General features: G+C 43.3%; 21 protein-coding genes. 7 read left to right on the plus strand and 14 right to left on the minus strand.

Features of this window, described 5'->3' with window-relative positions:
• Window positions 1–532: 532 nt before the first annotated feature.
• Window positions 533–1153, plus strand: coding sequence for a LysE family translocator (locus J4N40_RS20245; protein ID WP_021035942.1), 621 nt, complete (start codon window positions 533–535; stop codon window positions 1151–1153).
• 15 nt (window positions 1154–1168) lie between these two features.
• Complete coding sequence (locus J4N40_RS20250) at window positions 1169–1435, plus strand: hypothetical protein (RefSeq protein WP_115386540.1); 267 nt, start codon at window positions 1169–1171, stop codon at window positions 1433–1435.
• A 61-nt stretch (window positions 1436–1496) separates the two neighbouring features.
• Here J4N40_RS20250 and secF read toward each other — a convergent pair whose 3' ends face one another.
• From secF to J4N40_RS20270, 4 genes are all read right to left on the minus strand, one after another.
• Window positions 1497–2399, minus strand: a complete 903-nt coding sequence (gene secF / locus J4N40_RS20255; protein ID WP_005373567.1) for a protein translocase subunit SecF — start codon at window positions 2397–2399, stop codon at window positions 1497–1499.
• Window positions 2400–2401: 2 nt separating this feature from the next.
• Complete coding sequence (gene secD / locus J4N40_RS20260) at window positions 2402–4240, minus strand: protein translocase subunit SecD (RefSeq protein ID WP_005373570.1); 1839 nt, start codon at window positions 4238–4240, stop codon at window positions 2402–2404.
• Window positions 4241–4404: 164 nt separating this feature from the next.
• Window positions 4405–4884, minus strand: a complete 480-nt coding sequence (locus tag J4N40_RS20265; RefSeq protein WP_115386539.1) for a hypothetical protein — start codon at window positions 4882–4884, stop codon at window positions 4405–4407.
• 168 nt (window positions 4885–5052) lie between these two features.
• Window positions 5053–5721: an SH3 domain-containing protein gene (locus tag J4N40_RS20270; RefSeq protein WP_053304530.1), complete on the minus strand. Its 669-nt coding sequence runs from the start codon at window positions 5719–5721 to the stop codon at window positions 5053–5055.
• Window positions 5722–5831: 110 nt separating this feature from the next.
• Here J4N40_RS20270 and J4N40_RS20275 point away from each other — a divergent pair, with 110 nt between their 5' ends.
• Entirely contained in the window at window positions 5832–6380 is a 549-nt protein-coding gene (locus J4N40_RS20275; protein WP_017635183.1) for a hypothetical protein, read from the plus strand.
• Window positions 6381–6906: 526 nt separating this feature from the next.
• On the opposite strand, the gene J4N40_RS20280 is transcribed toward J4N40_RS20275, so the two are convergent.
• Together J4N40_RS20280 and J4N40_RS20285 are read right to left on the minus strand one after the other, a co-directional pair.
• Window positions 6907–7530, minus strand: a complete 624-nt coding sequence (locus tag J4N40_RS20280; protein WP_054576117.1) for a class I SAM-dependent methyltransferase — start codon at window positions 7528–7530, stop codon at window positions 6907–6909.
• A gap of 5 nt (window positions 7531–7535) precedes the next feature.
• On the minus strand, window positions 7536–7991 hold the full coding sequence (locus J4N40_RS20285) for an Lrp/AsnC family transcriptional regulator (protein ID WP_005373581.1): 456 nt from the start codon (window positions 7989–7991) through the stop codon (window positions 7536–7538).
• A 148-nt stretch (window positions 7992–8139) separates the two neighbouring features.
• Between J4N40_RS20285 and J4N40_RS20290 the strand changes: the two genes are divergently transcribed.
• Entirely contained in the window at window positions 8140–9066 is a 927-nt protein-coding gene (locus J4N40_RS20290; protein ID WP_017635181.1) for a DMT family transporter, read from the plus strand.
• Between the two features lie 94 nt (window positions 9067–9160).
• Window positions 9161–9823, plus strand: a complete 663-nt coding sequence (locus J4N40_RS20295; protein ID WP_064369362.1) for a flagellar brake protein — start codon at window positions 9161–9163, stop codon at window positions 9821–9823.
• A gap of 2 nt (window positions 9824–9825) precedes the next feature.
• Here the strand turns inward: J4N40_RS20295 and J4N40_RS20300 are convergent, their stop codons facing one another.
• The 8 genes from J4N40_RS20300 to J4N40_RS20335 all read right to left on the minus strand — a co-directional run bounded on the left by J4N40_RS20300 (window position 9826) and on the right by J4N40_RS20335 (window position 18057).
• Window positions 9826–10863, minus strand: coding sequence for a DUF2955 domain-containing protein (locus J4N40_RS20300; RefSeq protein WP_017635179.1), 1038 nt, complete (start codon window positions 10861–10863; stop codon window positions 9826–9828).
• 12 nt (window positions 10864–10875) lie between these two features.
• Window positions 10876–11934, minus strand: a complete 1059-nt coding sequence (locus J4N40_RS20305) for an HlyD family secretion protein (protein ID WP_065275182.1) — start codon at window positions 11932–11934, stop codon at window positions 10876–10878.
• A 35-nt stretch (window positions 11935–11969) separates the two neighbouring features.
• Window positions 11970–12425, minus strand: coding sequence for a transcriptional regulator SlyA (gene slyA, locus J4N40_RS20310; RefSeq protein ID WP_017635177.1), 456 nt, complete (start codon window positions 12423–12425; stop codon window positions 11970–11972).
• Between the two features lie 294 nt (window positions 12426–12719).
• Entirely contained in the window at window positions 12720–15296 is a 2577-nt protein-coding gene (gene luxQ, locus J4N40_RS20315; RefSeq protein WP_250654688.1) for a quorum-sensing autoinducer 2 sensor kinase/phosphatase LuxQ, read from the minus strand.
• Complete coding sequence (locus J4N40_RS20320) at window positions 15296–16393, minus strand: autoinducer 2-binding periplasmic protein LuxP (protein WP_005385634.1); 1098 nt, start codon at window positions 16391–16393, stop codon at window positions 15296–15298. The genes luxQ and J4N40_RS20320 overlap by 1 nt, the downstream gene beginning before the upstream one ends.
• Before the next feature lie 330 nt (window positions 16394–16723).
• On the minus strand, window positions 16724–17041 hold the full coding sequence (locus J4N40_RS20325; RefSeq protein ID WP_005373593.1) for a GIY-YIG nuclease family protein: 318 nt from the start codon (window positions 17039–17041) through the stop codon (window positions 16724–16726).
• Window positions 17038–17688 carry a YceH family protein gene (locus J4N40_RS20330; RefSeq protein WP_005373594.1) on the minus strand — a complete coding sequence of 217 codons (651 nt, stop codon included), beginning with the start codon at window positions 17686–17688 and terminating at the stop codon, window positions 17038–17040. Before J4N40_RS20330 ends, J4N40_RS20325 begins: the two co-directional genes overlap by 4 nt.
• 165 nt (window positions 17689–17853) lie before the next feature.
• Entirely contained in the window at window positions 17854–18057 is a 204-nt protein-coding gene (locus J4N40_RS20335) for a hypothetical protein (protein WP_031777159.1), read from the minus strand.
• Window positions 18058–18298: 241 nt separating this feature from the next.
• On the opposite strand from J4N40_RS20335, the gene J4N40_RS20340 reads away from it, so the two are divergent.
• Both J4N40_RS20340 and J4N40_RS20345 read left to right on the plus strand, forming a co-directional pair.
• Window positions 18299–18613 carry a DUF496 family protein gene (locus J4N40_RS20340; protein ID WP_005373603.1) on the plus strand — a complete coding sequence of 105 codons (315 nt, stop codon included), beginning with the start codon at window positions 18299–18301 and terminating at the stop codon, window positions 18611–18613.
• Between the two features lie 121 nt (window positions 18614–18734).
• A complete protein-coding gene (locus J4N40_RS20345) occupies window positions 18735–20078 on the plus strand; it encodes an MATE family efflux transporter (RefSeq protein WP_085569148.1) in 1344 nt (447 codons plus the stop codon).
• Window positions 20079–20094: the final 16 nt, after the last annotated feature.

Genomic DNA, 20094 nt, shown 5'->3' on the forward strand with positions numbered 1-20094 from the left:
AATGGTTAATTTTACATAAGTCATTGTTTTAAATCACACTTCCACAAAAGCCACACCAACAGAAATAGAAACATAATTATTAAATATCATGCACTTACATACAGAATGGTAGACGTTACATTATGTCATGATTTAAGATCTGAATCTTAAGCCTATATGATTACAACAAAATTGAGATTAGAATAATAATTCAATTATCAGTAAAAATAATTATCAAACATATCATTTAATTACTGCATTTAATGATAATTTAGTTATCAATTTGATTATTTTAATACAGTGATGATTAATACCGATAAAATATAATAAATTAAATATATTTAATCTAAAAATGATATAAGAGCTTGTCTCATACTGGTGCAATACGCACTATTATGACGCATAGATTAAAATATAATTTCATTTTAAATTTATATATTCGAAGAACATCAACTAGCTACTAGTGAAAGTAATCATTCGCTTTGTAGTAGCATCCTTTTCCACTTTGCACTATCTTTGTGGCTTCTCTTTAATCACTAAATCATCAACAGATATGAATCTTGCATTGCTCAGTATGTTCATCCCTACTTTCTTTTTTGTCTCAATCACGCCTGGTATGTGCATGACTCTCGCCCTAACGTTAGGTATGAGTATCGGTTATCGTCGCACGTTATGGATGATGATAGGAGAACTTCTCGGTGTTGCGCTGGTGTCAGTCTCTGCGGTGTTAGGTATCGCTGCGATTATGCTCAATTATCCTTGGATGTTTATCGCGTTAAAGTTCATTGGTGGCGGTTATTTACTCTATCTTGGTGTTGAAATGTGGCGATCGCGAGGGAAACTTGCGATTAATGTCGACAACTTAGAAACACCAAAGAGTGACAATATCGCACTGATCATGCAAGGCTTCGTTACCGCAATCGCAAACCCAAAAGGCTGGGCATTTATGATTTCTCTTTTACCGCCTTTTATAGACCAAAACGCAGCGCTTGCACCGCAACTGATCATACTTGTCTCCATTATTTTACTGTTTGAGTTCATTTGCATGTCTCTGTACGCTACTGGTGGTAAAGGGTTGAAACACGTATTAGGTCAGTCTAAGAATGTACGTCTAATGAACCGTATCGCAGGCACTTTAATGATGGGAGTTGGTGTCTGGTTGCTACTAAGCTAAGGCAAACTGGAAACAATGAAAAATATTCTGAATAAAATCGCTAAAGTCATGGGTGAAGTATTGGACTTTCAAGCCCGAGTTTGGGTTGTGAACGTCTATAGCGGTGAGCATAAAGGCGAGTCTTATGTCGTTAATGAAGATGCTTTCTCTGTACCTCTTCAGTGGATGAAGAAGAAAGGCTACCAAGAGCCAATGTTGAATAAAGTCGAAGCAATGAAGCGCTCACAAGTCTTAGAGTTCGATTTGGGACGAGTAAAACATCGTCTGATGCGCGTGAAATAAGCACAAAAAAAGCGCCACTCAAAATGAGTGGCGCAAGCACTTTTACCTTAAAAGAACGATGCTATGGCGCAGCGTCGATCTCAACTGGAAGATAATGTTTCGGCTCCAGTTTCAACCACTCCGGCAGCACAGTACCAATCGAAATCGAAGACCATGTACCCGACAGAACGCCAATAAACATGGCGGTTGAGAAACCAGCCAAAGGCGCTCCTCCCATAATCCATAATGCACCAACAGTGATCAATGTCGTACCAGATGTCACCATAGTGCGTGAAAACGTCGCGATAACAGCTTGATCATTGATGTCTTCTGTTTTCCAACTCTGTTTCGCAATCAACAGCTCACGGATTCGGTCTGCAATGATGATCGAGTCATTCAATGAGTAACCTAAAATTGCTAACACCGCTGCAAAAACGGTTAAGTTGAACTCCATTTGAGTAATTGCAAAGAAACCAAGCACTAAGATCACATCATGGGCCAAAGCAAACAGTGAACCACTGGCCAAACGCCACTCAAAACGGAAACACAAGTAACCGAGAATACTCAACACACAAATCAACAATGCTAAGCCACCTTGTTCAAACAAGTCTTGGCCAACTTGAGCGCCAACTATACTGTTGCTGACAACATCAACTTGGTGAGAGATTGGCTTCAACACCTCTTCTACACTTGGCAACGTTTGTCCATCTTCCGGCGCAGAGTAACGAATCACCCAACGGCCATCTTCACCAGAGCGTGTCACTGACGCAGATTCACCAAGCTTTGGTTGCAGAACGTCAAGCAGATCATGGTTAGTTAGCTGCTTATCTACCTTTACTTCTGTCACCATACCGCCAGTGAAGTCCAAACCTAGGTTCAACCCTTTAAAGCCTAGAGCGACGATCGCGATCACCGTTAGAATGATGGAAACTAGCGTAGTAAAGTAGCGAATTTTACGAATATTTTGTTTTAGCATTTCGACCATGATTAAACCCTCACATCACGACGGGCATCGCGGCCCCAAATTAAATTGATCATTGCTCGAGAGGCAAATACGCCTGTAAACATACTGGTTAACAAACCTAATCCGAGTGTTAAGGCAAAGCCTTGGATTGGGCCATTACCGATGGCGTACAAAATCACGGCGGTGATCATGGTAGTAATGTTGGCATCAAGGATGGTCGAGAATGCGCTGTCAAAGCCAAGATCAATCGCTTGAGCGAAGCTGCGGCCTTCACGCATTTTGTCCTTAATACGTTCAAAGATAATAACGTTGGTGTCTACTGCCATACCGACGGTTAACACTAAACCGGCAATACCCGGAAGCGTTAGAACCGCACCTGGTAACAAGGCGATTAAGCCAAGCAAACAAAGCATGTTGGCACAAAGCGCCACGTTTGCTACCCAACCTAAGCGGCGGTACCAAAGTGCCATAAAGGTCAGTGTTAGTCCCATACCTAAAGCCAGTGCTGCAAAACCGTTTTCAATGTTTTCTGCCCCCAGAGAAGCACCGATAGTACGCTCTTCCACAATAGTAACCGGCGCTGTCAGTGACCCCGCGCGAAGTAATAGCGCTAACTGCTGCGCATCGTCCATGCTACCTGCCCCAGTAATACGGAACTGGCTACCAAGTTGAGATTGAATAGTCGCGACGCTGATAACGCGCTCACTACGCTCAGTTACACCGCGATCGTTTGTTTTGTACTCTCGGTAAACGGTCGCCATTGGCTTGCCGATGTGAGTTGCTGAGAAGTCACTCATTTTCTTACCACCAGCGTGGTCAAGAGAAATATTTACCTCTGACATGCCCATTTTGTCGACACCAGCACGAGCGTTCACGATGTGCTCGCCCGTTAGAACTGGTCGTTTTGCCAAAATCACAGTACGACCGTCATTATCTTGAAGAACAAGATCTTGGCTGCTGTGTGCTTGGCTCGCATCTTTCACTTCATAAAACGCCAAGCTTGCTGTTGCACCAATAACGTTTTTCGCTTGAGCAGGATCTTGTACACCAGGGAGCTCAATTCGAATGCTCTCTTTACCTTGGCGTTGCACTAGTGCTTCTGTGATACCAAGTTCTTCAATACGACCACGCATGATCTTCAGGTTTTGTTGAAGGGTCGACGATTGAAATTCTTGGATATTTTGTTCACTTGGTTCAAGCACAAAGCCACGAGATGAACTTTTTGAAATCCAGCCCGGGTAGTTTTGACGCAAGAACTTGTTTACTTCCGACAATGCTTGCTCGCTGTCACTGTTTACCGTAATTCGGTTGCCGCTTTCTGCTCGAACTTGCACACCACGAACACGTTGATCACGCAGATTCGCTTTGATTTCATCAATCAACGCATCACGTTGCTCTTCAAACGCTTTATTCACATCAACATTCAACAAGAACTGAACGCCACCACGAAGATCAAGACCGAGTTTAATTGGGCTAAAGCCCATCTCATTCAACCATTCTGGCGCAACCGATACGTATGAGAAAGTGATGCTGTCGTCTTTATTTAGCTCTTTGTTTAACAACGCACGAGCTTTACTTTGCGCATCTTCACCATCGAATACAATGGTTGTTTTGCCGTCTTTTTCGATGATTTTGTCGGCTGAAATATGGTTGGTTTTTAGCAGTTGATTCAGATGAACAACCGACATTTCACTGTTGTTTTGATCCGCAAACGTCAACTGGATAGAAGGCTGTTCGCCAAACCAAGTTGGTATAGCACTTAGGGTTAAAATAATGACCGTCGTGATTAATACGACATATTTCCAAGCTGAGTAGTGATTCATCAGCTTTCTGTTCTTTTGCTGCTTTGGTGTTTTTTTCATGTAAACATCATCCCTTCACAATGAAGTGAAGCTTTTAATAACAAGGCTTAACACACGACAGATGCTCCCAGAATAAATTCAGGGTATGAAATGCTCAGAACGCTCACGTCCTGTCGAATACAATCGTCGTGTTAAGAGTGCACAATGGTGCAAATAGATGGTGTTTAGGCAGAAAACTGACTATTGAGTGCGACGTACATGGCATTGGTCTCTTTCCAACCAGAAATGCGATGATCGCTTGTGAAATGATAAAATGTGGACTGGTTGTGACGCCAGTTAATGTCCATCAAGCTGTATGCGTAACCCGCATCAGCGTAAAACGGAGTAGTGAGATCGCCGACAAAATCTACGTGCTCGTCATCAAGCCCTTCCCGTAAGTAAGACGTCCAGCGCTGAGAGTTAAACAAAGCAACGGAATCGAGACTTGCATGGCCTTCAGATACTGGAGATTGAGAGCTTTCTTCTGAAACTTCAGAAAAATCGACGGAAGAGTTTGGCGATACACTTACGGCTACAAAAGGTTGTAGCTTAGAAAAGTGCGGTACGTGAGCCTTGTGATCGATTTGCGCAGCAGATACATGCACTGGTAGCAATACCATTGCAAATAGCAGCACAATCAACTTTCTAAGGTAAATCCAAGGCATAGGAACTCACTAAAAACACAAAGAGCCAAGTTAGGTCACTTGACTCGTTGATAGTATTCCTATTGATTATGGTTCACAACTAAAAAGTTATAAATCTCTGATTTCAGGTTTGCATCGTTATTGCTTTTATCAAAACGTCTTTAGAGAACGAGTGTAATTAGTGGTGAGCTATCTATAAAAAATCTCGCCCTTATCAACATCTAAGTAGATCTTGTTCTCTTGCTCCAAACCGCCACAATAGATGAAGTAAACGTTGCGCTTTTTGAACGTCACAGAACGAACCCAGCCTCCGAGCTCCTCAAAATCACTCGGATCACAGGTTTCATCGTCTAACAATTGCTGTGTTTTCTTACGGAAAATATCCAAGTGAACTTTTAAATCATCCGACTTCTGTAGGTATTCATCCAATATCTCTAAGCGCTCTTGCTCTTTAATAACTGGCTCTGCATCCGATAACCCTTCAGCATTCAACCATTCGGCTTTTTCTTCTCCACCCTCTTCATAGACAAGATAGCCGGAGATTCGGTACCACCCATCTACTTTTTCTAACACCGATACTTTTTCTCCCTTATAGAGCGTATCGACAACTAAAGCATTAGGGTTAGGCTTGTTGTAAACATTGACACGACGCTCAATAACGTAGTACTCGGTAACTTCCGGGGGAACGGCTTCTAAATCCAGAATCGGTTTAGATGTTTCTTTTTGCAGTGACGATTGCTCGACTTGTGTAGCCTTTGGTGCTTCAGGTTCATCTTTCTGCATAAAGAAGAAATAGTATCCAGCCCCCGCTCCGCCGAGCAACAGCATGACAATCAATGCGACGAGAATTTTCTTCATGCCCTTTTCCTTTTCATTCTTTATTCTTTATTCTTATCCCACCAGCAGCACGCATGTCGTAGAAATTTGGGTATATACTCAAAAGAGCAGGTCAACTAACGCGAGCAATAATGATCAACAGACTCAATTGGATACTACTATTTCTTCTGTTCCCGATAACGGGGCACGCCAATATTCAATGTAACCCATCGTCGTGGAATGACAATCTTACCCAATTCAATCGTTTAGAGTCCAATTACAATCAGCATGTTGAGGTATTCAATACACTTTTGACCGAACATAAACAGCGTCAGTTATTGTCCGAAACCTTTTCACTGCATGAGCTCGTGCTACTTTGGCGTGCCAAGTCGAACCAAAATGTGTTCAAAGCGCAATTAAAAGCATCGATTCAATACAAAGAAGAGCTCACAACTAAAGCGAATCAGCTGCTTAAATTGAGCACACAATCCCAATGGTCAGCAAATGGGTGGGAGATACTGGCCCAGAAGTGCCGCGAGTCAAACAAAACAGCCAATCAAATAACTGCGGAATGGTATAACACCAACGCTTTGGAACTTGCTGAAGATTACAAGCGCCTCTCTTCACAATATCAAACTCTGTCACAAGTCTATGATAAAGAAGCCCGAGCGCTTCAATACGCTCAAGATGTTTCGAAGTAAAAACAGAGCCAGTTTTGAATAGACGATGTTGGTTTTTCACTCCAATATTGGACGTTATTCGTGCTTTTTATCTTTCCTTAGTCGTGAATGATATCAAATGTAAATAATGGGATTGTTCCCTTTGACAAACTTGACTAAACCATGACCAAGACAATCAATTTATAGAGACATACGTCACATTAATGCTTTACTTATGGACATTTTTTGGTTAGTTTAGCCATTAATAAAATTTAATAAAAAGTCACATTTGGCTGGAGATGATGCTACAAACATGGTTATCAATCGATTAAGTAACAGGGAGTGTCCTAATGCTACCAAAGCCAAGTTTTTGTCAGTAGTTAGGCACGTAAAAGAGTTCGGTTCAATCAGTGATTTGGATCTTTGTAAAATCTTCGGAGAAACAATATGGAGTGATGGGAGGGAATACCATTCAGCCGCTTTCTCATTCAAGGTTGATAGATACACAGGTAACTGTGAAATCTCACAATACAAAAACCAATAAGGCTTAAGAATTTATAAGGCGGAGTCAGGAAACGGACTTCGCTTTTTTGATCATGGCAATCGTAAAGTCGTGCTCGGAGTATCCCTCAATCAATCGTGTATTCGGACACAGCAACCGACAATAGCGAAAGACACCTTCTTTATTGTGCGACGCTAACATTTTCATGCTGGGTAGTTTGGATTCATCCAACAAGTTAAACACACAACCTTTCTCTGTCGCTCGGTACATTTTATCAATCATTTCAATGGTATGATTTGGGTTGGTGGATTGATAGTTCAATGATCCGGAAGCAAAAACAAAGTCGCAACGAGGCAATACCAACGTTGAAAAGTCGCCACATATAAACTTACTTTGCGTACGAAAATCTCGTTTTCTGGCTTCAGAGATAAACTGTTTTTGCTGATCAATGCCAATATAGCTTTGAGGAAGCCCCCCCGTAAGTTCGATAAACGCTAACAAGTCTCCGTAGCCGCACCCAATATCTAAAATACTTGAACCGTCTAACGTTAACCCTCGGCACAACGCCTCAAAACGGCTGATCTGACTATACTTATCTGCCCATCCCAGAGTTCGGGCTCTGTCTTTACCAAACTGTCTATATCGCTTTCGATGATAGTGGGCAATCTTAAGTCTATCGAAAAATTTCATCTTTCTTATGCATAAATCGGCAAACTGCCATTTCCTTTCACTTGTCTAATCGCCAGGTGGGTATGAATATCTTTCACATTTTCTAATCGCTGTAACTTTCTAGTAAATGTTTCATAACCAGCGAGATCTTTACTGACCACCTCTAACAGGTAATCATAGGCCCCTGATACGACATGGCATGAGATCACTTCATCCATCTCAACAACGGCATGTTCAAACTCATCAATCGAAGAAGCTTGGTGGTTATTTAAACTCACTTCAACAAATACAGTCATCGCGATGCCTACAGTGTCTCTGGACACAATAGCTCGATAACCACTAATTACACCTTCCTGCTCCAAACGCTTAATGCGCCTTGCACAAGGTGATGCCGATAGCCCTACTTGGTCAGCAAGTTCTGCCGTTGTCAGAGTGGCATCCTTCTGCATTAGGTTGATAAGTTGCCTGTCAATTTTATCCATTTATTCTTCCATGCCTTTAATCACCAACAATTAACACTTATACGCAATTTATCACCAATATCAAGCCTAATTACGTCAAACTTTGCCTCCCTTTGGCAAGAGTTTTATTCAACAATTAACACATCATTTACAAATGGACATGTCGATAATGATCTTGGGATACGCTGCTATATTAACGACCTTACTGCTTTGGTCTGGTTTCTTTATTTCTTTAAAAGGGGGCGCAATTTCTGCCTTGCAGCCAGCCGATATCGCGTTAGTTCGCTTTCTAATCCCAAGTATAATTTTATTACCATTTGTGATTAAGCATAAACAGTCGCTGCGCGTAGTGCCTAAACGCTACCTGGTTGGTGTTGTGGTTGGAAGCGGCCTTCCCTATCTTCTGGTCGTCGGAACGGCTATGCATTTCGCTCCCGTGGCGCACGGCAGTGCATTAGTACCTGGCACTTTGCCATTGTTTGTTTCTGCTATCGCGGTACTTTGTTATCAACAGTCGCTGAGTGCTCACCGCTTAATCGGGCTTTCTACGGTGTTGTTAGGGATTTTCGTATTCCTTCTTTCTAATAGCGGCGCAGAGTACAACTGGTCTCAGTTGCAAGGGCATATCCTGTTTCTAACTGGCAGCATCATGTGGGCTGCTTTCACCATCAGCGCTCGTGTCGCCAATCTTAATGCACACGTCTGTGCAGGATTCGTTGCAATCGCGTCTTTGGCTCTGCTCATCATCGCCGTTGGTTTCGGGTGGGTAGACAGTTATTTGGTGGTAACACCGTTCAGCCAGTGGCCATGGGAGGAGTTATTTGGCCACGCGATGCTACAAGGTGTTGGCGCAGGTTTAATCGCTTCTTTCACTTTCATTTATGCAATTAGGATCATCGGTGCCGAAGCCAGCGCAGCTTTTGGTTCATTAACTCCAGTCGTCGCGACACTTCTTGCCGTTCCAATTTTTGGTGAACAACCAGATTCTCTCACTTGGTTAGCGCTGATGTTGGTCACATGCGGCAGTATTGTGGCAAGCCAAATCTTTATGAAAGGTGGAATGAGCCAAACTTATCGCCCACCACTTCACAGATAGCGATGATTTTACAAAAACTTATGCCTTACTATCTTGAATAACAAAATGGCGTTTTGATAGCCTCAGCTTAACTAATAATTAAAACGCCAATGTGATGCCAGCCACTCATACTAAAGATGAACTGCATAGGTTTCTCAAACCGGGAATGAAACTTTCTACTAATTTCGAATTTGGGCCTAAGGATCAATATACGTATTCCACCACCTATCTGGGGATGAAAGAAAATGCTTATTTGATTCTTGATATACCAATGCGTTTGCTTGAAGAGCAAGTGATGAGAAAACTCCCCAACGCCGATGTCATCGTGCGTGGTGTATCAGATACGGAGTTAGGCCATGTCATTGCGTTTAAGTCCAGCGTGCTGACGACGACCGTTCGACCATCCCCCCTTTTGTTTATCCGCATTCCAGGAACATTTGCAACCAAACCAGTTCGGGAACATGAGCGTTACAAGTTGCAAATGGACTGTAACGTTATTCATGCAGGGAATGTCTACGACGGTAGCCTTATCGATTTCTCTCTAGCAGGTGTTGGTATATCAACCTTGATTGAGCCCGAATTCAACGTGGGTGAGAGTGTTACCATCGAATGCCCGTTAAGCCACTATATCGGAGAAGAAAATCGATGTGTCATTGCCAACATTAAGAAATTGGTGAAGGGATGGGTAGTTGGAATTAAGTTTGCCAGTCCCATTGCGATGACTCACGAACTAAAAACAGAGTTACTGGAGCAATCCTTTCTAACCAGTAACGTCTGAACTTACTGCTCGCTAAAGCGCGTCGCCTCAAAGCTGTTGAGTATTCTGTGAACCGTATAGGTCACAAGCAGCGTCGCAACAATAGCAAACAAAATACTGCTCACGCGATACAGCGCACTGAACATTAAGTCACCATCCGGAGTAAGATATTGGCCGAACAAAATGCCTAATGTGGTTAAACCGCCAAATCCGGCTCCCGAACCGCTAGACTCTTTCACGTGCATATAACTGAACATCATTGCACCAATCCAAAGCAATGGGACGATAAACAATAAGGTATCCGACCAATCGTATAATACAAGTTGTCCGACAATACCAAAGGTCACCCCCATCAAGGTCCCCATTGCTCTTTTTCGCGCATACCCTAAAGCACCGTTCCAATGCATAGGAAACAATAAAAGTAAGGTTGTCGCCTGAGCAGACATAGAGTCACTGAGGTCAAATAGCTGGAATACAAGGAAAGACATTGTAGCGATACTCGCCCCCATAAGGGCTTCATGACGCATTCGATGACTCTGTTTAGGCTGCGACGGTTTCGCTGGTGGCTGACGAGGTTCCGCATCGGGAATCAAAAATGTCACCACATAAGCAACGATCACTGAAATAACATTCGCTTGCAGGTTGCTAAATATTAGGTCATTTAAGTCAGTGGTTGGATAACTAGCAAAATGCAGCATGATGCTTAAGCTCAGTACGCTGTTCGCTCCAAATAAGAACAAGCTCCCTTTTGACATACAGGCGAATTTATATAGGAACAACCCGAATGCAATGATTGTCATCATGCCTGGGTGCCCACCAAACAATCCACCAAGCACCCCAACTTCTAATCCACACACAACCGCTGAAAAAATCAGTTGTCGTGCGGCATGTAGACTCATGACTGGCACCATTCCAAGTAACAGCATCGGGGTTACAGTAAAGAATACGCCATAGTTCCAACCAAATACTTTACATAAAGTGAAACCAATAGTCGCACCAGTTGCAATGCGCAAACACTGACGGAAGTCGTTTTCCGACATGGGGTGGTCCCATAACTTCATATCGCCTCCTCGTTAATAAATATAATGAAGAAGACTCAAGAATTGGATCTGGCATCTCGCTAACCAGCCAGATAATGCGTTTTCTGGCAACAACTGCACGGTTGCTCGTGCCCCTGCTGGAAATGCACGCTGCTGAGGCTCATCGATAGCTAAATGTAAACGTAAGCGCTGCGCGTCTCTCACCCAACGGTTTGAGTCAGTTGGTGTTGCTAAGCGACCATCCGCATCGAACTGACCCGAGCTGACCCCGGCATCCACACTCGTAATACGAGCTTCAAATACATCACCAGGCAAGCTATCAAAAGCCACTAACGCACGGCTGTTCTGATTAAAGTGTCGTAAACTCTTTTCACGAAAGTCGGCAATGATATCCACGTCATCGGAGACTAAAGCGACAAGAGGTGTACCAGCTGCCGCATAGGCCCCCGTCTCCAGCTGCAAGTTAGCGACAACGCCATCATGTTCCGCCGAGACTTGAGTGTAAGACAGATTAAGTTCCGCTTGTTTTAGCTGGTTTTGCGCCACGCGGATATTCACATTCGTCGCGCCTAAATCACCGCGGTTTACTTCCAACTCTTTTAAACGAGCACGTGCGGCCAGTAAGTTCGCTTTAGCTGCCGTTGCGCTGCTCTGTGCGTCATCGCGCTGTTGTTGCGAAGTACCATTACGGTGAAACAGGGTATTAAGACGTTTCGCTTCGCGAACTTTTTGTTCCGCCACGATTTTGCTCGCTTCAACGTCTGCTTTTGCCGCCGCAATAGAAGCATCAAGTTGTTCGTTGTTTTGAATCACACGCTCAAGGTTAAGTTGAGCCTTTTCTACGGCGAGCTGATAAGGCAGGGGATCAATCTGAAATAGTAGATCGCCTTGGCTTATTTCTTGGTTGTTGGCAACATAAAGATGTGTAATCTGCCCACTCACACGGGGGGCCACTTTAGTTACCACACGCGTTGCCATTGCCTGAGGCGTCAACGGCATGGCGAGATCTGCAACTAGAAAATAGGCAAAGACAAGGACAAACGCGACGCAAGAATATTTGATCCAACGTGCGAATTTTTGATCTGGAGTCATAGGCGTTTACTTCTCTTTTTATTCGGTTTTCTGACTTATTCGCTAAGTGAATCAAGTGCATTGTGAGCAATCTGATCAAGAATCAATGAAAGCTGCTGAAGTTCCTGGTCGTTGATGTCCGTTAGGAGCTTGCTTCGAACTTGAAGAATTCGAGCCTCCATTTGCTTTAGTAGGGTTTTCCCCTCTTCTGTGAGGCTAACAATACGTGCTCGCTTATCGTGTTCACAGCAATGGCGAACGATCAGAGATTGCTCTTCTAATAATTTTAATGTTCGCATCAACGACGCTAACTCGATCTCAAGCGCTTCAGCCAAATGCTTCTGACTGATGTTGTCACCCATTCGATAAAGCTTCCATAACGCAGTCCAACGCGGATACGTTAGGTTTAAAGGCTCTAACTCGCGATCTGCAACCATTTTCCACAAACGAGCAACACGAGATAATTTTTCAGCCAGAGAAAGGTCTCGCAAACTGTTGATGTCTTGAATCATAAGATCTACTCAATTACTTAGCGTGCTAAGCAATATAAAATAGTTAGCACGCTAAGTAAATATCTTTTTGTGATTGAAATCACGCTAGGTGTGTCAGTGAAGGGGGGAAATCTAAGTAATACAACACTATGTTTGAATTTGAAATGCAGCGATGTACACAACAAACGTCGAGACCAATAAAGTCTGATTTGTATAAGAGTAAAAGGGGCAGATACAAAAAAGCACAACCCACAGTCATGGTGTTGTGCTTTTCAGATAATGAATAATTGGGTTATCCCGTAGTGAGCCAATTATTCATGTTCGCTCAACTAAGAACCGCTGTTTAAAATCCACAAATGCTTCATGGAGCGCATTTTCTTTAATCGGCTTGAGAAGCACGTAATTCGCACCCGATTCCATAAAGGCGTCACTGGTTTCTTTCGCGGTGTCAGCAGTACACGCATAAATTGGCGTGCCTAGTTTTAGCTTTTGTCGGATCTCTTTGGTCGTTTCAATTCCACCAAGATGCGGAAGTTGGTTGTCCATCAGTATCAAATCGTAAGTATGATCTTTTAAGAATTCCATTGCTTCTAACCCATCTTTCGCCCAATCAACCTGCATTTTGTACTTGTTACAAAACGCTTTTAGAATGAATGCGTTAGTATGGTTATCCTCTACCAACAACACTTTGAGACTCTCTGCAAATAGTTCACCTGGCTTAACTCGCAAACTCGAATCAAGAGGGGTGAGTACTCGCTCACGATCTTTCACTGGCATTGTAATGACAAAAGTCGTTCCTAAGCCTTTCTGACTGCGGACTTGAACATCACCTTCCAGCATGTCGACAAGGCTCTTCACAATGGTCAGCCCTAAGCCACTGCCACCGTATTCTCGAGTCGTTGTTGCTTCTTCTTGAACAAAAGGTTCGAACATTTGGTCGAGTTTGTCAGACTCGATGCCGATACCTGTATCCGTAATTTCCACGACCAGTACACTATTGTCAGCGCCATAGAACTGCTCAAGTTCCGCATGCAAGCGCACGCTACCCGAGGGCGTAAACTTTACTGAGTTACTGACTAGGTTGAATAAAATTTGGTTCAGACGAACTTGGTCAGTAAAGATTTCAACATTGGGATCTATTTTGTTTTCAATGACAAGGTTGACACCTTTACTTTCACAAATAGGACGATAAATGTTTTCTAACGTTCGAATTGTATCAGTGAAAGAAAACGGGTGCTTTTGGATATTAAACTTACCCTGCTCAATCTTCGAAAAGTCCAAAATATCATTCAAAACAGCAAGTAAGTGCTCACCACTATGTCGAAGTACGTCAATTTGGTTATTCTGCTCTTCTGTTTCCACAGAGTCTTTTAGCAATTGAGCAACCCCTAAAATTCCATTGATTGGCGTTCGGATCTCATGGCTCATTTTAGCCAGAAAGTCGGCACGGGCTTGAGCAGATTTTTCTGCTTCTTTGCGCGCCAAGTTACTCTGTTTTTCCGCCTCAATAAGCGTGGTTATATCCTGACCTTGAACAATAATACCGCTAATATCTCCATCAACTCGAATCGGCGATAAGTTCCAGCGATATACTTTGTCTCCAATTGGCACATTAACGCCTGTCAACGTAGCTCCCTGAGCCGCCATGCGAAGGTGTGGCATCAACTTTTCTTTGAAACCTTTGAACACTGGGTGCATGGTTTCAACATCGTTTTCCATGACTAACTCTTTGCGTGCTGACGGATTGATTTGGACAAGTACACCCGATTCAGACCACACCATAATAGGTGATAACGCAAAGTTAAACAGGTCGCGGAAAGACCGCTTTTGTGCTTCAAGCTCTTCAAAAGTGTTTTCTAGTGTCGAACCAATATGATCGAATTCCTCAATATCTGACCCCTCAAAACGCTCAAATCCTTTTTCTTCACGAGCCGAGCGGGTATATGCCATCAGGGATCCTAACTCTTCAACTACTCGATTCTCGATCCATTCTTTAGTCATTAGCGCAATCATGACCATACCGATAACTGAGGCTAGCATTGCTAACAGGTGTTGGATTTGCAATGTCACCACGCTCTGATTGTCTTGCACAGTAAGCAAGCACAAGTCAGTCTCGGCGGCATTTACCTCAATAGGGGTTTTGATGATCAATAATTGGTCAAGCTTGTGCTGGGACTCTCGTCGTTTGAGTACGTCAAATATTTGATAAGCCTCATCTCCTACTAATGAGCTTGCCAATGGTGTGTTGTTAGCGACCAACACAACATTGTCGACGTTGCCTTCATTTTTTAACCTTTCCATCAACCCAAAGTTATTATCTAAAACAACAACATTGTAAGAGTACCCCATCACTTCACCGGTTTTAGGTTGTAAAACAGGTACACGACGAAGTAACAGATGACGAGTTCCCATCGGGGTCTGTGAGGGTAGATAATACCAGTTGTTGCTAAAGGTCACTTGACTGGCAAGTCGGCTAAGTATCAGGTTGTTGATGCCATAGAAATGCGCGTTGCCATCGTCCCAAATAATACCTTGATGATCGGTTAGGAAACGAAACTCCGGTGTATGGGAAGGATCACTCTGGTCAATACTCATGAAAAAGTAATTGAGTGCCTCTTCATCACGTTCTGTATAAAAATCCAATACAACATCACTTTTCGAATTGCTGTTGTGATGAATCTGAATCGCTGCAAAATGGCTATCAAAAATGTTCAGGATCAGGGCAGAGGTCTGCTGCTTGGTTCGGTCGACTTCCTGCCAAATAATCTGCTTCGAGAAGTAATAACTCTGAACAAAGATGCCTAGAATGATCGGAGCAAGTACGAGAATAATTATTTTGGTAATAAGCGTCGACAGTGAGCGACGCTTTCTTGTTTTTGATGTAGTTGTCATCAATTATCTGAGTATCTAAATGCACGTTTTCTTAATGCTTCAATTCTTTCTGGAGAGTCCGATTTGGTAACGACTTCAAAATCACCAGAGTAAACGGTGGGAACTGGCTTTCCTTCTAAATCCCACTTAATGGCCTCAGCCATTGCAATACCTGTATCATCGTTCATACGCATAACGGTAACGTCTAACTCCCCTTTAGAAAGCGCCTCTAACTCTGCTGAACCGCCGCCCCAACCATTGATCATGACATCATCACGACCTAACTCTTTAAGAGCGTCAACAGCACCTAATGCTACATCGGTAGAACACGCGTAAATGAAGTCAACGTCCGGATACTTCTCCAAACTGGCTTTTGCAGCTTCATACCCAGATTGCTTTGTTGCTTTGGTGTAGTAAGCAGATTGTAGTTCAAATTGATTATCGCGGTTCACTTGGTTGATAAAAGTGTTGCCTCTGATGTCACTAATGTAGCCCTCTGAGAAGTAGAGAACACTATAGTGGCTATGTTTAGGGAAACGCTTGCCAAACTCAACGGCCAATTCACGACTTCCTTCTGCGTGGTCGAAACCAACATAAAGAAACGGCTGATGATGTTCCCAATCCCTAACAGGTGTGGTGATATTTTGTAAAATTAACTTGGTTTTCTTTGAATCTAAGACATGCTCAACAAACTTACGATGTCTTGTGGTATCTAGAGTAAAGATCAAGTAATCGGAGTTGCTTTTCAGCGCCTCCATTAAAGACAAACTTTGCTGCTTTATATCTGCATTAGGACGAGTAAACACTTGATTTAGCTGATAGTCGATATCAAGCTTATCTAGGCGTTTTTCAAACGCGTCGATGTTTCGAATCCAATAATCAGAGATCTGCTGCCCTGGATAAACAACAGAAATTTTCAGTGGACGCTTCTTGTCTTTTGCTACGGGTACAGGGGTTTCTCTTACCACTTCAGCCAACGCACTAGTTAGCTGCTTCTGTTGTGGAAACTGGTCTAAAAACTCTTGATATGCCCAATACCCATTAAGAACTTGGGTGGCCTGCACATTCGGCGCAAAAGCGGCCATTGAAATCAGGGAGAATACTAACGCTTTTTTCATCTACTGCTCTTTTAGCTTTTTTATGAGCCTAATTCAGCTCTATTCATTACCTAGCCGAGTCATCCTATACTCTTGTAATCTACCTTCCTCTTAGTGCCTGTTTCAATAGTAAATTGGTTCTTGGTCTGAGTGGATGCAAATAAAGTACATTGAGTCGCTTCCTTTGTCTCGATGACGTAGAGACATTTCGCGCTTTTCATACTCGGGACCTTTAAACAGAACGCCAGCCCATTATGCGTCAGTTTATTCCTACATGGTACTCCAAAAACAAAAAGAAACCGCCAATGTGACATAGGCGGTTTCCGTGTATCTTTGCGTAGCAAGGGCTTATCAGAGTGCCACTATCTCTAACATCATTTGTTGATGTTCGTCGACGACAATATTTGCTTTTGACATAACGAGCAGCTCTTTTTTCGCTTTAGTTAGTTGCTTAATATAGTACTCTGCTCGCATGGCAAGCGTCTTTGAGTCAAAATCCGATGACCATTCCAATACCAAAGGGCCTTTTCCCTTCAAAGCTTTCGCTCCTTTTCCGGTTTGGTGCTGATTGAATCTTCGTTCAACATCATTGGTAACACCACAATACAACGCGTTGCGGTTATTTCGTATCAGGTAGACACTCCAACGCTGCGTTGTATTTTCCATCATGAAAGCAGTGACTCAACCTTAGCTTTTAATTCATCCAGCTCTTCTTTCAGCTGAGCGACTTCGAGCTCTAGCTGACTTACTCGATCGGAGCTCGAGCTTGCAGCAGACACAGGCGCTGCAAGTTCGGACGCATCAACATCACCACAGAACAAATGCATATAACGCGACTCCCGCTTACCAGCCTCACGTGGTAATTTGACCACTAATGGTCCTTTCTCTTCGCTTGCTAAATGCTCAAGGACCGTTTCCACTTCTTTTACATCATGAAATGTCGCGAGACGATTAGTACGAGTACGAATTTCCCCAGGTGTTTGAGCACCGCGCAAAAGCATACAGCATACAATGCCTTTCTCCTGCTCTGTCAGCTTTAAATCACCAAATTCCGTATTACAGAAACGGTGTTGATACTTGCTGACGCGGCTGTTGAACGCACTTTCGTCACTGACGAGCCTGCGCTCAATAAGAGCATCAACGGCATCGAGTACGTCTGACTCAGAGAGTGACATCACGGGATCACGGTTGCTTTTTTGATTACACGCGTTGGTTAATGCGTTCAGGCTGAGGGGGTAAAGATCTGGGGTAGTGACTTCTTTTTCGATCAAGCAACCAATAACTCGTGCTTCAATTGCCGTTAGCTCAACTTTCATAATGCATTTCCTTATTATTTTTGCATTTGACTTTGTACCTAAATCGCTTCGAAATCATACGCCATAAATTCACACAGCAGTGCAAGAAGCGTTAGCGGTTCAGGTGTTGGTGTCAGGCTAAAGCATAGCGTAAGACCTGACACCCCTTACGAATAGGGTCAGGTATCAATGCTCCGAGAGAATCGGCACTCTCGTCAAATTGCCATCTTGGTCGACCATCATTATTTTTGAACGATTAAGCTCAACTTCGATGATTTCGAGTTGCTCGCGTGCGTTGATATACGCCGTTTTTAACTTTTCAGCCACAGAGCGAGTGACTTGCTCATTATCTTGACTATTTACTTGCTCCGCAGTGTTACCAGAGTCCATATCAAGTTCATCATTTTGCATTCAATGGTGTTGATAATATAGTGAAGGCCACGTTATGACAATGAATCGATGGATTCTACAATGTTGGCCAAAACTCGAAGAAAGCAGCACGATTATATGGACACAACGCAATTGGTTGAGAAATGTTCAACTCTGCATTGCTATTGATCTAAAGACTGTTATGCCACTGGATGTTGTGCTTTAATCGAGGAAGATATTCATAAAATTAGGAAAGAGAACTATGAGTAGCGTATTTGAAATCGTTAACCAAGCTCGTCGTAAAAACAAACTAAAACGTGAGCTTCTTGATAACGAGAAGAAAGTTCGTGATAACCGTAAACGTGTTGATCTTCTAGAAAACCTTCTAGACTACATCAAACCAGAAATGACTCACGATGAAATCGTCGCAATCATCAAAAATATGAAAGCAGACTATGAAGATCGTGTTGATGACCACATCATTAAAAGCGCTGAGATCTCTAAAGCACGTCGTGACATCAGCCGTCGCATTCGTGAGCTGACTGAAGAAGACAAGCAAACTAGCGGCAAAAAATAAACGCGTAAGCTAGATTTTCGAACCCCGAGCAAGAATATCTTCCTCGGGGTTTATTTTTGTCTCTAAACTAACCGCCGTGTACAATCAATCTAACTCTTATTCCTAACGCATTCAGCTTTCTATGTCTTCAACTACGACAAGTACACAACCAACGCTTGCAAAACAATTATTTACGATGACCTGGCCAATGCTATTTGGCGTTCTGTCTTTAATGAGCTTTCAGCTTGTGGATAGTGCGTTTATCGGTCAGCTCGGCGTTTTACCGTTAGCCGCTCAAGGTTTCACTCTGCCTTTGCAAATGGTCATTATCGGTATTCAAGTCGGTCTAGGGATCGCAACGACAGCGGTCATTTCTAAAGCTCTTGGGGCGAATGAAAGTCGGTATGCCAAACAACTTGGCGGATTGGTATTGATGATCGGCTCAATTGGTGTCGCTATTTTTGGCGGGCTAATTTGGCTTTTGCGCTACCCCATTTTAGCTCTATTAAGCGCTCCAGAATCTGTTATGCCGATAATCGACAGTTACTGGCCTTGGTGGTTATTAAGCTCATGGACTGGTGCGGTTTTGTATTTTTATTACAGTATCTGCCGAGCTAATGGCAATACAATGTTACCTGGCACAATGATGATGATAACCAGCGGCGTGAACCTTGTACTCGATCCGCTATTTATTTTCACGTTTGACTTGGGTATTAACGGAGCGGCAATAGCAACCATCGTCGCTTTTGGGTTTGGTATTTTAGTCGTCGCTCCTCGCGTGAAGAAGAATCACTGGGCAACGACACAATGGCAAGATCTTAACGTAGCCAAAAGTGTTGCATCTATCGGTAACATTATGGGCCCCGCGATGATTAGCCAACTGCTGCCACCGTTGTCTTCCATGCTAGCAACAAAATTATTGGCAAGCTTTGGAACCGCAGCAGTCGCCGCTTGGGCGCTTGGTTCACGCTATGAGTTCTTTGCTATCGTTTCGGTCTTGGCGCTGACAATGTCTATGCCTCCAATGGTTGGACGCTTACTTGGGGCAAAGAACTATGAAGATATCCAAAGGCTCGTCAGTATTGCCGTAAAATTCATTCTAGGTTTCCAACTTTTGATTGCTGCCATTACATTTGCCGTCGCAAACCCACTCGCATTATTGATGACAAGTGATGTGCAAGTGGAGCAAGTCTTGGAAATGCATTTACTGATAGTGCCGATCAGTTTGGGTTCATTAGGGGTTTGTATGCTAATGGTTTCTCTTTGTAATGCATTAGGCAAATCTTACACCGCGCTCACTATTTCAGCGCTGCGCTTGTTTGTCTTTTTCCTACCGTGCTTGTGGGTTGGCGCTCAAATGGATGGAATCCGAGGTTTACTCTTAGGCGCTTGTATCGGCAACCTGTTAGCTGGTGTTTCCGCATACCTAACCTATCGCCAAACCATAAGCAAACTCGCAGGCGCTCAAGCCAACGCACAACAATGAATAATCAGAACTAAGC

Source organism: Vibrio sp. SCSIO 43097 (genome assembly GCF_023650755.1).
Taxonomy (GTDB): domain Bacteria; phylum Pseudomonadota; class Gammaproteobacteria; order Enterobacterales; family Vibrionaceae; genus Vibrio; species Vibrio alginolyticus.